This window comes from Scytonema sp. PCC 10023, from assembly GCF_963920835.1.
GTDB lineage: Bacteria > Cyanobacteriota > Cyanobacteriia > Cyanobacteriales > Nostocaceae > Kalymmatonema.
The window spans coordinates 125,512-139,765 of the sequence record NZ_CAWUDP010000006.1; the positions used below are offsets into that span (position 1 = coordinate 125,512).

At 41.4% G+C, this 14,254-nt stretch carries 11 protein-coding genes and 3 pseudogenes; 2 read left to right on the plus strand and 12 right to left on the minus strand.

Annotation, left to right across the window (positions count from 1 at the left end; all coding sequences use genetic code 11):
• From ACM0OZ_RS05970 to ACM0OZ_RS06020, 11 genes and pseudogenes are all read right to left on the minus strand, one after another.
• A complete protein-coding gene (locus ACM0OZ_RS05970; RefSeq protein WP_414581885.1) occupies positions 1 to 1,641 on the minus strand; it encodes a hypothetical protein in 1,641 nt (546 codons plus the stop codon).
• A 73-nt stretch (positions 1,642 to 1,714) separates the two neighbouring features.
• Positions 1,715 to 4,633, minus strand: a pseudogene (locus tag ACM0OZ_RS05975) (tubulin-like doman-containing protein); the annotation flags it as partial.
• A pseudogene (locus ACM0OZ_RS05980) lies at positions 4,632 to 5,291 on the minus strand (VWA domain-containing protein); the annotation flags it as partial. The pseudogenes ACM0OZ_RS05975 and ACM0OZ_RS05980, both read right to left, overlap by 2 nt.
• A gap of 273 nt (positions 5,292 to 5,564) precedes the next feature.
• The gene (locus ACM0OZ_RS05985) at positions 5,565 to 5,810 is read right to left on the minus strand and encodes a hypothetical protein (protein ID WP_414581886.1); all 246 of its coding nucleotides are present in this window, start codon (positions 5,808 to 5,810) and stop codon (positions 5,565 to 5,567) included.
• Between the two features lie 2 nt (positions 5,811 to 5,812).
• Positions 5,813 to 6,877: a hypothetical protein gene (locus ACM0OZ_RS05990; protein ID WP_414581887.1), complete on the minus strand. Its 1,065-nt coding sequence runs from the start codon at positions 6,875 to 6,877 to the stop codon at positions 5,813 to 5,815.
• A 166-nt stretch (positions 6,878 to 7,043) separates the two neighbouring features.
• Complete coding sequence (locus ACM0OZ_RS05995) at positions 7,044 to 7,820, minus strand: RNA polymerase sigma factor SigF (protein WP_414581888.1); 777 nt, start codon at positions 7,818 to 7,820, stop codon at positions 7,044 to 7,046.
• A gap of 649 nt (positions 7,821 to 8,469) precedes the next feature.
• The gene (locus ACM0OZ_RS06000) at positions 8,470 to 8,940 is read right to left on the minus strand and encodes a hypothetical protein (protein WP_414581889.1); all 471 of its coding nucleotides are present in this window, start codon (positions 8,938 to 8,940) and stop codon (positions 8,470 to 8,472) included.
• A 210-nt stretch (positions 8,941 to 9,150) separates the two neighbouring features.
• Entirely contained in the window at positions 9,151 to 9,546 is a 396-nt protein-coding gene (locus ACM0OZ_RS06005) for a transposase (RefSeq protein WP_414581890.1), read from the minus strand.
• 129 nt (positions 9,547 to 9,675) lie between these two features.
• Entirely contained in the window at positions 9,676 to 9,978 is a 303-nt protein-coding gene (locus ACM0OZ_RS06010) for a hypothetical protein (protein ID WP_414581891.1), read from the minus strand.
• Between the two features lie 292 nt (positions 9,979 to 10,270).
• The gene (locus tag ACM0OZ_RS06015) at positions 10,271 to 10,453 is read right to left on the minus strand and encodes a hypothetical protein (protein WP_414581215.1); all 183 of its coding nucleotides are present in this window, start codon (positions 10,451 to 10,453) and stop codon (positions 10,271 to 10,273) included.
• 161 nt (positions 10,454 to 10,614) lie between these two features.
• The gene (locus ACM0OZ_RS06020; RefSeq protein WP_414581892.1) at positions 10,615 to 11,448 is read right to left on the minus strand and encodes a photosystem II manganese-stabilizing polypeptide; all 834 of its coding nucleotides are present in this window, start codon (positions 11,446 to 11,448) and stop codon (positions 10,615 to 10,617) included.
• Between the two features lie 937 nt (positions 11,449 to 12,385).
• On the opposite strand from ACM0OZ_RS06020, the gene ACM0OZ_RS06025 reads away from it, so the two are divergent.
• Positions 12,386 to 12,736, plus strand: coding sequence for a hypothetical protein (locus ACM0OZ_RS06025; protein ID WP_073634240.1), 351 nt, complete (start codon positions 12,386 to 12,388; stop codon positions 12,734 to 12,736).
• A 99-nt stretch (positions 12,737 to 12,835) separates the two neighbouring features.
• Here ACM0OZ_RS06025 and ACM0OZ_RS06030 read toward each other — a convergent pair whose 3' ends face one another.
• Positions 12,836 to 13,039, minus strand: a complete 204-nt coding sequence (locus ACM0OZ_RS06030; protein WP_414581927.1) for a hypothetical protein — start codon at positions 13,037 to 13,039, stop codon at positions 12,836 to 12,838.
• A 22-nt stretch (positions 13,040 to 13,061) separates the two neighbouring features.
• Here ACM0OZ_RS06030 and ACM0OZ_RS06035 point away from each other — a divergent pair.
• Positions 13,062 to 13,247, plus strand: a pseudogene (locus tag ACM0OZ_RS06035) (IS4 family transposase); the annotation flags it as partial.
• Positions 13,248 to 14,254: the final 1,007 nt, after the last annotated feature.

Here is a 14,254-nt window from a genome sequence, read left to right on the forward strand (position 1 = left end):
CTAATTATCATTTTTATTGTAGTTATCATTAATTTGTGCCTTTCTTAGCTGGAAAATTTCCTGCTTAATTTCACTAGCTTGTTGAATCAGCTTGTCAATTAAAAATTGATAGCTTTTAATGTTATATTCAGTTGTTTCTTCAAGACCACCAAGCAAGCGATCGCCCATCTTTTTGTATTCTGAAATGACTTTTATATCGTTGTCTTTTATTAATTGCATTAAATCTAACTTAAATGTGTCAATTTTGACGTTTAACTGATTGGCATATCCTTCAAATTTGTCGATAACAGTTTCAACTTTTTGGTTGTTAGTACCGATTAAAGACTCAATCGCTGAATTTACCTGTTCTGTATAGGTTACTACAGTCTCCACCAACTCATTCAAACTATCGGCTTTATTGACAATTATTTGCTCTAAATTATCAAGCCTGTTAATCGCCTTTGAAAAACTATTAGCTCCTTGTTTGAGTTGGGGAATAATATTCCCAAGAGAGGTTTGATTACTTTGATGTAACTCTAATACAGAGACTGAAGTTTGGTTAACGCTCTTGATTTCTTCTCCCAACTTGATTAACTCCTGACTGCAACGCTGAACTTCATTCACTGCTGTTGCAATAGATATTACTGTTTCAGCTAAACTTGCAGCAGACTGAGAAAATCTCTCCTGCGTGCTAGCCAAATCTCCCGTCGCCTCTGATAATCTTTGCGGAAACTGGCTATTATCAAATATTTCAGCAGCCTGTTTAAATATCTCCGCTTTTTCTTTCAGTTCTTCACTGGCAAACTTAAATTCAGTAGCAGCAGCAGATATAGTGCCAGAAGATTGTGTAAAACTCTCGTAAACTTGCCTTGCTAGTTCATTGGCTCTCTTATTTTCTTCTGCAATTTCCTTGGCTACTTTTCCTAAAGATTTCTCAACCACATCCCGAACATTGTTACCAAAATTAGTTAAAAAATCATTTTGTAGAGAAGCCATTCTGTCAACAGCTTTATCAAGGCGAGTATGACCATCTATTGTTGGTTGATAAATATTGTCTAGGTAATCTTCTAAGGAACTAATAAGTCGAAACTTAGCTAGACTAGTATTCTTACTCCAGTTAAACACTGTTAACAAAGCACTAAATAATATTCCCATTAAACTAGTGGTAAAGGCAATGCTCATGCCTTGTAATGGTTTTTCTAATTCAGCCACTAAACTGTTAACATTGCTGGCAGTCGTTTGATTGATGGTTTGACTGAGTGCTGACAAGTTCATTGTGATACCTAAAAAAGTCCCCAGCAAACCAAATGCTAGCAGTAAGTTTGGCAGAATGCGGCAGAAGTAATCAATTTGTTCGCAGCCGATTTGTTTCGTAAAAATTATCAGATTAAACTTCAGATTTTTTTGACTATAAACTTGCTCTATTAAAGCTGCTGTATTAACATGGTCTAATCTACTACTAGCTTCTTGAAATCTGCTTTTTAGGATTTTGATTATCGGAGGTTCTGTTACACTTTTGTTTCCATCAATTAGCATTTTCACTTTGTCAGCTTCCTCTACAAGATGTCGATATAGAGCCAAGCGTAAGAAAATAACAGTTATAGATGGCAGAACTACAAGTACAAGAGTGAAAAAAATTAAGTAAGGTGGTACTGGTGGCATGAAAACAGTTTTGATTGTTTAAAAGTATATTTTTCGTTAACTAGCTCAGCCAAGAAACGAGAGAACAATAATGTCATAGAGGGTATTTTTGAAATATTTTTTGACGCTCGCGATCATACTCTTCTTCAGTTAGAGAACCATCACCTAAATCTTGTTGTAGCCGCTCCAATTCTAAGCGCCGTTTTGCTCTGTTGTCATGAGAATCTACAGGAGAATCTACGAGTATCTCCCCAGGAATAACTTTCTGATTTACTAGATTTGTGGGTGAAGGCAAATTTTGCTGTAGGCTGGTTTGAAATCGCTCATCCATCTTTCTCCAAAAGCGATTGATAATTCCCTCTTTAGCTATAGGGTCAGTGCTTCCTGGAGGTGAGTATAATGCGGCTTTGTAGGGATAATTGGGACTGTCTTCTGGTAAGTTTTTAATTTGTTCGACAAATTGCCGCAGTTTGGGTAAATAGTCATTTTGCCAGAGATCTGGGTTGCTGGCAATTTTTGCGATCGCCATATCCAAAAGTTTCTTTAAAGTTTCAGTCATTCCACGGTTGTTTACAAGTTCCTCCAAAGCTTGACTCCACTCTGGGTTTAGAGAAGCAGTGTAATAATTGTCTTGCAATGCATCATAATATTGAAATTCCAATTCGTGATTTTCCTGGTTTTTCTCCAATAACCCCAACGCTAAACAAGGATAAAAAATATCTTCCAATTCTTCCATTTTTCTTGCATCAGGAGGGATGATGTCAGGAAAAGAAGCGCGATAGTCATTGTGGAGAAAAGATGTAGCGGAATTCTGGTCGCGAATGTAAGGGTTCCTCATCCTTTCTAAATTGGCTATCAGTCTTAGAGGAAACCCAGCGTACTCATTCACAATTAAAATTTCGTCGTCAGCTTGAGTCGGTTTAAATTTATCTGTAGTAATTCCCAAATCCTTTCCCAGCAAACTTTTAAATTGTTGTACTTCTAACTCATCTGTATCCTTAAATCCTATTAATTTACTATGTTTAGCAGGGTCATCATGGAAGTAGGGGTCACTCAAATTAAGATGCAACAGGGGTTCAGCTTCCTGCATAATTTGTGCTAAGCGCGTTGAACGTGCTGAAATTGAGTAGTTTTGCATGAAGCGCTTAATCACAGAGTTGACAATATTGCTACCGCGAGAAGCAAATAAGCTGTCAACCTTGACATCAACCTCTTTTTGCAACTGGTATGGAGTCGTGCGTTCCCTGTCGATAAAAATTGCCAAAGATTGTCCCCGACCAGTTGGTTCTGTAATTGCTGAACTCACTAACACTAACTGGCGGCGCACATCATTTTCTGCCAAAATAATTTGGTAACAGCGGTCAATATCTTCACTATCAAATATTGCCTCACCGCTCATTTCATCAAAATTCAGTTGTCTAAGGTTTCGTTCCTGTTTCTCATAGGCGCTTTGCAAAATCTCTACGCTTGCACTAAAAGCAGCGACTTGAGTTGCTCTTTCTTGAATATGCTTTTGCAAAGTTGTGACAATTTGTAGCGCTTCCTGAAAGACTACCAAATCAAAGTTATGCTTGCTCAGATCACAAACTTCCCGTACCACCCTTTTCGCTTCAGCTTGCACTTGGTTATTCTTTGTATTGAGTAGAGGAATACCAGGTTTCTGCTCAATGTCCTCAATGATTTGTTCAGCATCCCGCCATTTCTTCTCTAAATCTTCCAAGCGTTTCATTCCGCCAAAATTGCTAATTTCCTCCTGGAGATTCCATTGATAGTTATTCAGTTCATGTTGCAAAGCATCTAGCCAGTCGCGGGTGCTTTTTATCGAAAAATGTGGTTCACTAGGACTGAGTAACCTGAGCAGAAAATCGTCAATATTTGACTTAAGTTCTTTGATGATACTTGGACAAATCTGTTGCAGTCTTGTCAGCCAAATTCCCCTGCTACTCTCAGTCTCACCTGGTTGGATTTTGCGGAATTGCTCGCGAAACTCCCTAGGCAACTGTTGACGAATTCCATTACGGTCATCCCTGTTTTGGCAGTCGGAAATTAACCGTTCTAATTTATTTCTCCAAGTGGAGATTGTATTACTAAAATTCTTGTTAGATTCTTGGACAGACTCCGCAAGTTTGGTAGTTATGCCGTCCTTTTTCGCCAAGTCGCTGTGCCAACGGTATTGAATGAGGAATTGCTCAAGTAAGCTGAGGGGATCTGGACTTTGACCTTCGCCGTTTAACCAGAATTTTACCAGTTCTAAACTGACGCGAGTTAAGGCGATTTGTACTATCGTATCGCGGGGGAAATAAATCGCCGCCAGTCCAAATGTTAAATAACGCTGGGCATTCTGACGTGGGTGCTTATCCGACTGAATCATGTGTTGCAAAAAATTATCCCTGTTACCTTTAACGACTGGTGCTAATTCACCCGAAAAGTCCAGAGCAATCTTATGAGCAATAACGTTACACAGCTTCCCTTGCGCCAGGATTTGATATTCGCCTCTCGTTTGACTGGAAACCAAATAAGCGTGGTCAAATGGCGGACGCCGTTCCTGAACATACACTAAATTTTGAATATCATAACAAGCTTCAAATTTTGTGCCGGAAGTGCTGTAATAATTTAATTCTTTGAGAGCGGCGTAAGTATTGGCGCTCATACTGGGAGTGTTGCCATACAATTCTGGACTAATCACTAAATAGCCGACAATTTGAGCGCTTTGACTTCCATAAAGATGTCTGAGACTATAAGCAACGTCCAAAAACATTCCGCTTCCTGTACCGCCACAAAGAGAACCCACGACAAAAATATTCAGTCCTGGTTCGACTCTTAAACCAGCTTTTAGCAATACAGAATCATGTCCTCTTGTGCGTTTTTCTGCTGTTTCTATTGCTGTTTTAATTTTTTGATAATTGTGGAAAAATGCTAGTCTTCCTACCGGTCTAATGCCTTTTGCGCCTTCTTCCACTGCTTTAATATTTCTTAGTAATTGTGGGGGAAACCAAATACCAATATGGTCATACAGTGAGTTTATATTCTTTATTGTCTTTGGTTGTGATTGACTGCGATCGCTTACTAATTGGCAAACCTTTTATCCAAGCCTGTCGCCGTTGACTTTCTGAAGAGTTTGCTATCCGAAAAGGACTATCAGCAGGAGTTTCAACCCACACTTGTGAGGTAATTCCTGGTTGAGTAAGTAAAGGTGCATCAGTAACCCAAACAATTGATTGTGGCTTGATTGATTGATTTTGCCGCAGGCGATTTTGATTGATTTGAGCAATGCCTTGATAAATACTTAACTCGGCTCTTTGAATATCTGCACCGTATCGATTTGGATCAGATACAAAAGGTATCTTTTCTAAAACTTTATCAATATTTTCTTTACTTTTACTGGTAAGCTGGATGGGTATTCCTAATGGATTTACACCAGGTATAACTTCCCCTAAAGCTACATCTCGGGCGAAAGGAACAACGTAAACTGAATCTCCCGGTTTCAGGCTATCTTCAACAATCTGACGTAAGCGAATACGACCCTCATCATTCAGTCCAACGCTTTCCGTCAAATCAATTGCCAAGACAACATCTCGTCCTCGATCCAAACGGGAGACTAACTCTAAGCCTATTTTTTGTGAAGGGTTAAGATTCTGACCAGGTGTAACTGTTGTAGAAGTTTCAGCCAAGACAATTTCTTTATATATCTTCTTTATATGTGATTATATTAACTATCATATCCGTATTCCCTAGGTTTTTTAAATTCCTGAAAAAAATATACGCATTGAATATATTAAGATATATTGAAGTCATTGACAGTTGAGTTATCTTGCGTTGTTTTTTACTTCTACACTAGTAGAGCGCATTTCCTCAACAAAAAAATCGAATTGTTGGGTGGAGAAACCTCAACCCAAAAATTCTTAAATATAGGCATATTTACTTAAATTTCTTGAGAAAATTCGTCAAGCAACGTAGCGACTGCCATAGTAAGTCAAGATTTGCTGCACCCGTTGCCGACTTTGAGCGCCAGAGTTTGGAGTGTACTCAATCCACAAGCCATTGATTTGGCTTTGATTGTAGTCAAACTCTTGGGAGGTTTGGGGAATTAAACGAACTTCTACTCCTTCCACTTGACGTAAATGAGCTGCTATCTCTCGATAGACTGCTAAAGGTAAACCAGCAAATTCAATTTTTTCTCTTGTCTCCATCTTTAAGTAGCTCCGCCTGGAACAGGGTTTTGGGGTGGTTCTGTCAAAGAAACAGGATTTTCCCCAGAAGCAGCAGTTGGTGGCGTTTGGGTAGCAATTCCTTCCCCGACCATTCTGGCAACTTCAATACCATATTGTTCCAGAATTACGCTCGGTTCGGAGCTTTCATTAATCTCAATACGTTTAATCAGCACTCCATTTGCTAGCCGCTGTCCTGCTTGCACATACCGGCTTGTTGGCTCATTCGGTACTTTGATAATTGCTTGCGGTTCTTTCCCAATGAGAACCACACCAGAAACAAAAACTGCTCTGGCTAACTCTGGTTGTGGTGGTGGTAATACAGATGCTAAAGCAGGGTTGGGGATAACTTGGGGTAAGACTTTAGGTAGCACAGGAGTAACAGCACGTTTGGAATTGACTTTAACAGATGCGCTCGCCCTTGGCGCGGCGTTCTCCGGGAGCATCACCTTTTGGGGCGCGGTGCTCACGGTACGCAAGCGACGCGAATGCCCGATTGGCTTTGCCACTGCTGCTTGCGGCCCTGTTGCTTGCCCAATCACCCTTTGGGGCGCAGCGTTTTGCCCAATGGCTGTTTTGTTGATTCTGTGCTTCTTTTGATTTAAAGGGTTTTTGGTTCTAGTAGCTATCACATTGCTTTGCCGTTTACTCTTAGCTGCTGGTAGTAACTTAGAAACGGGTTTTACCACTACAGGCGTATTCGTTACTTTAATCGAATAAGGTTCCACAATTTGTGCAAACGGGTCTTTCCGACCTTTTGAGACGATCCCTACCCGTTGTATAGCATTCGTTGGTTGAATCAAGTTAGCAGGAGTTGTAATAACTGGTGGAGTCTGTTTGGCAGATACGACTGGGTTATTAAACCGGTGATTTGCTGCTTTTTGATTGGCAGATACGACTGGGTTATTAAACCGGTGATTTGCTGCTTTTTGAGTCGCTGGTGGCGTGTTAGTAGATGTAGGATGACTAGATTCATCACCTTGTGAGGAACACGAGGCGATCGCCAAAGCCAGGATAGTAGCTATTGCAATTTTTGAATTTCTGCCCATGAGCTGTTCTCAAAAGCCATATAAAAATTTGCTTGTCCAAGTCAATATGCTTGAAATTTAGATACTAAACGAAGTTCCATACCTTTATAACCTAACTTTCCGCATTGCCAAGGTTATTTTAAATACTCTAGTTTTTAGTTAGATTGCGGATGACTAAGTTTTGCCGTTAATCCTCTGCCATACACATTAAGTGTTTCAGCAAGCCTAGCCCTTTCTTGATCCTACGAGAAACCGTGACTACACTTATACCAAGGCGTTCTGCCACTTGTTTTTGCGTCAAATCATGCAAAAACACAAATTCCAAGACTTCGCGGGTGCGTTGTTCTAACTGCACCAATGCTTGTTGGAGGCGAATTCGGTCTTCTTGTGCCAGTTGAAAGCTGCGGTAGCGGTTATCCGGAACGAGTTCTCCCAGTAAAGTTGCGTCTTCATCTCCATTCTGCACTGGGACATCGAGGCTTAAAGGAGCGCGGTTAGCCCATGCTAATTTAATTTCCTGCCATTCTCCTGGGGAAATTTCCAATGCTGCTGCTAACTCAGAGTCAGTAGGTTGGCGATTGTATTTTTCCCGTAAACAACGCGTAACCAAGATTGCTTGCTGTTGCAGCGCTAACCAGCGTCGGGGAATTCGCACGGTGACTCCTTTATCTCGAAGATAGTGTTGAATTTCACCGCGAATATAGGGAATGGCAAAGGAACTAAAAGCATGTCCCTTGGAAATATCAAATCTTTCTATAGCTAAAATCAAACCCAAACAACCTACTTGGAGCAAGTCCTCATAGCTTTCTTGGCATTGATTGATCCAGTAGTGAGCTTCTTTTCTCACAAGTCCAAAATTCAGTTTCACCAGTTGGTTGCGAACATCAGCTGCGCGAAATTGCTGATATTCTCGCAACAACTGCCAAATCTCATGCTTCAGTTCATTGGTAAGTGTGGTTGTCATAGCACCGTATTTCTAGACCAAATAAGGTCGAATAAACAGATAAATACTCACTTTTAAACCAAACTGCAATTGTACTTATAAGTCAGATTTTTGCAGCGTACCCGTTAGATGGTGAACGCAGCACTTTTACGGGCAACAAACACGCAAACGCCCTCTGCACGCCTTTGTGCAAGGTAGCGGACTTGCGCCAGATACCGCGGAAAGCGGAGATCACATCGCCCTATATAACTAAGAAGCTCCTATGGCAGATAAAAAATTTTGTGCTGAAAATACCTACCACAACCGGATTGCCAATGCAGTGTAATTTAAATTTGAGGTGGTTTTCTTGTTTTTTAGTTAAGTTTTTGGTGTGTTCTGTAGTTTTTCAAAACTATATAAAAATAAAATAAAAACTTTATTACTAAATTAAAAACCGCAATTCTACTGAATTAGAGTCGTTAATCCAGCAGTGGACTTAGTAGAGATAGACGGAAAATAGAAACTATCTAGCTGAATTAGGAATCGATAATATCAGGGAAAACACTTAATATTAAATCTTTTACAAATACTTATGTTTTCATTAAGACTGGAGTTTAGACTAAGGCATGGAAAATGACCCAGCGATGCTGAGTTAAAGAAATTTAAATCAGAAAATATGAAAAGAGATAAACTAAGCAGATTTCGCCGCCTGCTTACGGGGTTTAGAAGTACGTTTTCTGACAATAGGATATGTGATTCTACGTTGGCGTGGCTGTCCAGTTTCCCAGCCAGGAGATTTTCCACGGGGTTTTGGAGCTTTAGCCGGGGTGTCAATCCTCGCTAAAACTCCTCCCATAGACTGAGCAACCCTTCCAGGAGTTAGCTTGTCAATTGATTTTTGCCACGGCAGAGGATTGTCTGACACAATATCACGAGCTAACCACAACTCCCAAGTTATTATCGGCATTAGGTCGCTCCAACGCTCACACTGTTTGGGCGTGGCAATTTTAGGCAATGTCCAATGCAGGCGTTGTTTGAGAAATCGATACCAATGATCAACAGCAAAACGTCTGAGGTAAACTCGCCAAACTTCATCTAGGGTTGGCATTTGTTCTCCGACCCATGCCAGCCATAAAGGTGAGCGCGACCCGTGCTGGCCCATCTTCTTTGAAACGCTCAACCAGTACTAGTGACATTGGGTGTTTGGCAGATGAGCGAAAATATGAGAAGGAGTCAGAATTCAGAATACATTGGTCAGAATACCCCACGCTCTGTACCGGGGGTTTCAGATACGATGCGCCCCGCATTTCTATTCCTCCATACTTGAAAGCAGGGGCTTTAAACCCTCACCGTATCGCCAGTCGTACAGGAGTCATTCTGACGGATGACGACTGACACCTTCGTTCTTCTTCGGTAAATCATGCCATACACGAATTTTTAGCAAGCCTAATTTCGAGTCATTTACGTCAATAGTTTGAGCGGAATCAATCCAACTTTCAGGGTCATTGAGTTTAAATTTGTGACCGTGAACGCGAGGTCTTCCCCGACCCGAATATACTGGAGGTGCGCTCCACAAACATAAGTTTGAGCGTAAACGCATTAATTTATCTGCATTTATACCAGCAGTTTTTAAGACAAACGGGGCGCATCCATACTCGCTATCCCATAAAGAAATTGGTCTTGATGGCAAGAACTTACATACTTGTCGCAGTTGCCACACAGCTTTACTGATAGGACTCTCCCAAGAAGTAATTCTTTCGTGTCTCAAAGGTAAAGCCCAACTACCTTCCCTTTCCGGTATCCAAGCAATACTACTATAGCCTTGACCCGAAGTAATTGGTTTGTTTGCTGCTACTCCACCAATGAGCGTGGTGTTCCATTGTCCGGTCTTTAAGCGTTACAGCGTTTGGTCTCGCTCACGCGCTGTATGGTCTCCTGCTAGTATAATTTGACCAGATGTCGGCATTTGTTTTATGTAAAGTCTCATCAACTTTTGCCGTTGAGGTCTTGTATCCTGCAATGCCTCATAAATACTTGACCATTTACGTCGAAATATAGGGCATTGAGATAGATCAGCAAGACAATACGCTTTACGTGTAAGCATTACAGCATCTGTTAGTTCAAACGTTGCATCGTGCGCTCGACACATATTGTCATACACTGCTTGACGGAAAGCCTTTAATCTGCCAAAAACATCCATAGTGGTTGATGTGAGTTGGTAGTGCTTCTCTCATCTTCCATTGGGGAATGCTTGTTTTAACAACAGGCATCTCCTTCATTTTTTATACCCATTCCTACGCATCGGTATCCCTATGCGATCGCCTGCTTTAGTCTAAAGTCCAGTTAAGAATCTAAATTTAAAAAAGTCAAAATATTCACACCAGCAATGAAAAGGGCGAGACGCCGCTTGTTGCACTTACGTATAGAGTCAGTAGTTTTAAGTAGGTCGGTACAAATAAAGTTAACGAGTTTCGGCAGTCCTTAGTCATTAGTCATTGGGAGGCAGTGCGGTGGTGAGCCAGTCCGGTGCGGGGGTTCCCCCCGTTGAGGAACTGGCGAAAGGGTTCCCCGGCATAAAGGAGCCAGCCGCGTGGGCGGCTCTGCCGACTTGAGCGGACTGGCGTCACCTGCCGTTCATTAGTAAGGGTTTTAGAGGCTTTTACATTTCTTAACATAGTTCGGTTTATTTCTACCTATCTACTTATCATTTAACGAGATACGGACAGAGGTAACTCCAAACCCTCCTTCCAGAAAATATCCTGTCAGAAGGTAAGAAGTTACCTCATAAACGCAATAGAAGCTCTAAGTGCCAGTCAGTTGCAGTCTTTAGAAGAATCTACACACGAGCCGGTTCTACACGAGCATAGAACAGACCGCGAACCTTGACTTCCTCAGGCTCTTTAGCGCCTAAATCGGTATCAGAGGGCTGTTCGCTCTCGAAGGTGCCTGCAATTTCGCCAGTAGAGTTATCTACTTTCGCTACTTGCAGAGAGATTTTACCTTTGAGAACTTCAGCTTGCTTGACATTGGCACGTCTGAGTTCTTCATCATCAGATTGGGCGGGAAGAGCCACTGCGTTATCATACCCACTGGTAACACCGCGACCTTTGGGATCGAGGAAGGAAGCACCACGATACGAGGGGACTTTGAAGCTACCTTCAAAGTCAGTTGAGGTGTTAATGCTGGTCAAGCCAGGTTGTGTTTGAGCCACCAAACCTTTGACGGTAAACAGGAAAGGTACGCTTTCACCACCAGGCAGTTTGACTGTAATTGCTTGGAAGTCAAAGCCATCTTTCTCCACAAAGGTGAGGCTATTATCTGGATTGACCTTTAGATCGCCGATGATTTGATCCAAGGAGTAGGTGCGGCGAGTCAACAATTTACCGGCAACATATTCTGCTTGTTGCCGTTTATTAACGGGTTCTTCTTTGATAAAGAATTGGGTAGGTTCTATGCACAGTTCTTTTATGGTGTAGGACTGGCTATTATCAATGGGGATGGAACCACGGCTTGTTTCTGCCAATACGGGGCATTTGACAGCCAAGCCGGTGCCTCTAATCTGCTCGTAAGTCAGGAATTCTGTACTCGTCGATGATGGGCCTTCACTACAAGCAGTTAGGAACCCCAAGCACAAAGCCAAGAGTGCAACAATTAAAGCGCGAAACCTCATAGTTAACCTCAATCTCAAAAATTAATATTTAACTAGTAAAACTGCACCGAAGCTTTGATAAGCGGGAGCGCCGCTCAAACTTCTTGTAGCTAAACGTTTTTAAACGTGTCGCTTTTTTGAGCCTGAAGCTTTAAACCCCAAGCTACCCTGCTCTGTCCACTGCACGCTATTGCAATGCATGGCGATCAGGTGGTAAAAGAACCAGCAGTTTTACATACAGCCCCTTGTTTTATGGGGAAATCAAAGCGCTCATCAGCCAGATCATACGATTTTTTTTAACTTAAAATCAAAGCGTTCTGATATTGACCAACAAAGCCGGGATCGCATTTCGCGTTCCTCAGAGGCACGCCTCATGCGTCACAGCTTTTTTATGTAAGTCGTAAGAACTTCAACTGTTACTCTACAGGTAGTTCTCTAGGAATGAGGGCTAATTAATGTAAAATATTTGACAATCATGTGGTTTTTACATAGCGCTCAATACTTAGAGTCTCTAACCTGTTCTTAACTCTTGGTTAACACTTATTGGTAACATAGATGTTTAAAATGTATCAAGTTTTTCTACAGATACAGAGACTGAAATCATTGCTCTGCCTTCACTAGTGGCGTCGCTACTTTAAATGAGTGCATTCAGGATAGTCGGAATCGAAATTTTTCAATCAATTCCAAGCTCTATCATGGACGACTGTGGGATAGCCGTGCCAGTAGGATAATTAATAGTGGGACGCTATGAGGGTAGTGAGTCTTTGTCTCCCCAGGCTACTCCCCAAAGTTAAACACAAAGCAAAAACCTACTTTTTGTTGAGATATGCAAATAAATTTGTCACAGCAACACCTAATAAATCAATTAAACTTTTCAACGTAAGGTTGACTGGTAAGACGTCAAAGCAAAAAATATCCAGTAAATTTGATCAGACCTGATTCACAGGGATAGGGGGGTATGAGCAACGGCAAAAAGCTAGAGTCTGCGAAATTGTCTTGTGAACTGCAAGCGATCGCATCTGCGGTATATAATGCACAACAAGATTGTCTAGGGGATGCGAAGGCTCTTTTAGCCTTACTGCGACAGTTAGAGCGCTTACACCGAGAGATCCGAGATGGGGCTTTTCAACAGAGTTTGCCCGATAACCGTCAAGCCCTCTACTCACTGCTTCGCGATATTGAAGCTGAGGGAGGGTGGCCTTATATTGAACGTATGAGACTGCAAGCCTTTTTAACAAATTTGGAACAAGAGGCAGCTGTTGAAAACAACAGTGAAGTTTTGGAAAACGATAGCTCGTTGAGCTGGTAGTACCAATGCGTGGATTTTAGATTTGAAAATGGGAATTGTTAGTTGTTTTTTGTAAGTTGTTCTTGACTACAAACGACTAACCAATCCCCAAAACCATCTCTAACGCTTGCTAGTGATGCCATCACAAAGGGTATGATTGCCTGTAAGGGCAGTGTGCTGTTTGCGCGTCCCTTGCGCGTGTCCCGTTCGCGTTCGCGTAGCGTGCGCTTTGCGCTCAGCGTGTCCGTAAGGACTCAGGGACTCACGCTCTTTGCGTGTCCTTTGGGCATTGGCACAAGTCCCCGCCCAAGAAGCGATGGGCATAGCCCCGCCAACTACGACCAGTACATCAGGAATGTTGTTGATGTGGGACAGGGGTTTACATTCCTACGCTATGGTGCAAGCAACAGTAAGTAAACGCTGTGACTATTTAGGTAGACTTCCTGCCAACTTTAAATTGTTACACGAAAAACCTTTAGAGGATGGGTCATATTTGAGTTGGATTTATCCATCTGGCAAATTCAGAAAAAAGGTTTATAGAAATCCAAGGGTTGTGAAAAAGCCTGTATCAAAATTTCGCAAGGGAAAAAGTCAAACACAGAGGTACTGGGACAATAACGAAGCCTCCTGTTTTCCTTGTTCTAAGTACTGCATAGCCTTAAGTGAACCGTATTGATTCTTACTTAGATCGCAAGTATAATCCTTTGTTTTCTACCTGCTCATATGCTTAGACAGTTGTTTGTTATAGCAACTTGCTAAGCAATTTTATTATGGTAATATTATTATTTAAAAATTTTATTACACCGCCCTTCAAAAGATTAGACCACAAATCGTAGGGTGGGCATTGCCCGTAAAAGCTTGGGCAATGGACATTTGAGATAGTGGTGAGCAATGCCCACCTTACAAGAAAGCGCTGTAAAAACCTTAGTGTAAATGCCTTCGTTAATTTTTGCAATTATCAGCAACAAATTTTATCCGTGTTATTGGTCATCTAAATTACCAATTTCCACAATTTAGGAGCTAGATTTTTTGTTGATTTCCTTAAGGACACAAAATATTGGTTGATAAAACCAACTAAGATGGCAATTCTACCTTGACAGCTTCTGTGTACAACCTTTATGAGCAGCACTGAGAACTTAGAATTTAGAACTACTCAATACCCTGTGGCAGAGGTTTGGTGCAAAATTGCTTCGTCTGTTAATTTCTGTTGTGTTTTTTGAGTGTTGATTTGTTTGTAAGTCAGACAATGAAAAATTCTATACCATGTTTAAAGTAATTAGTCAATAATTTTTGTTGTTTTTTTCAGTAAGAAATGGTTGCCATAACAAAGTCAAAAGCCTACATTCAATTAAGAAGCTTCGCTACAAACTCTAAGGGGCCTCTAATAAGCTGGTCGGCACAAACAAAGCTAACTTCTAGGGGCTGGCAATAGGGAGGCAGTAGAAATAAACCATTCCCAATTTACCATTCGTGACTCCAATAAGTGATGTTTAATAACGCCCATATACTTAGTTAAATATCATTATCCGTACAATTCAG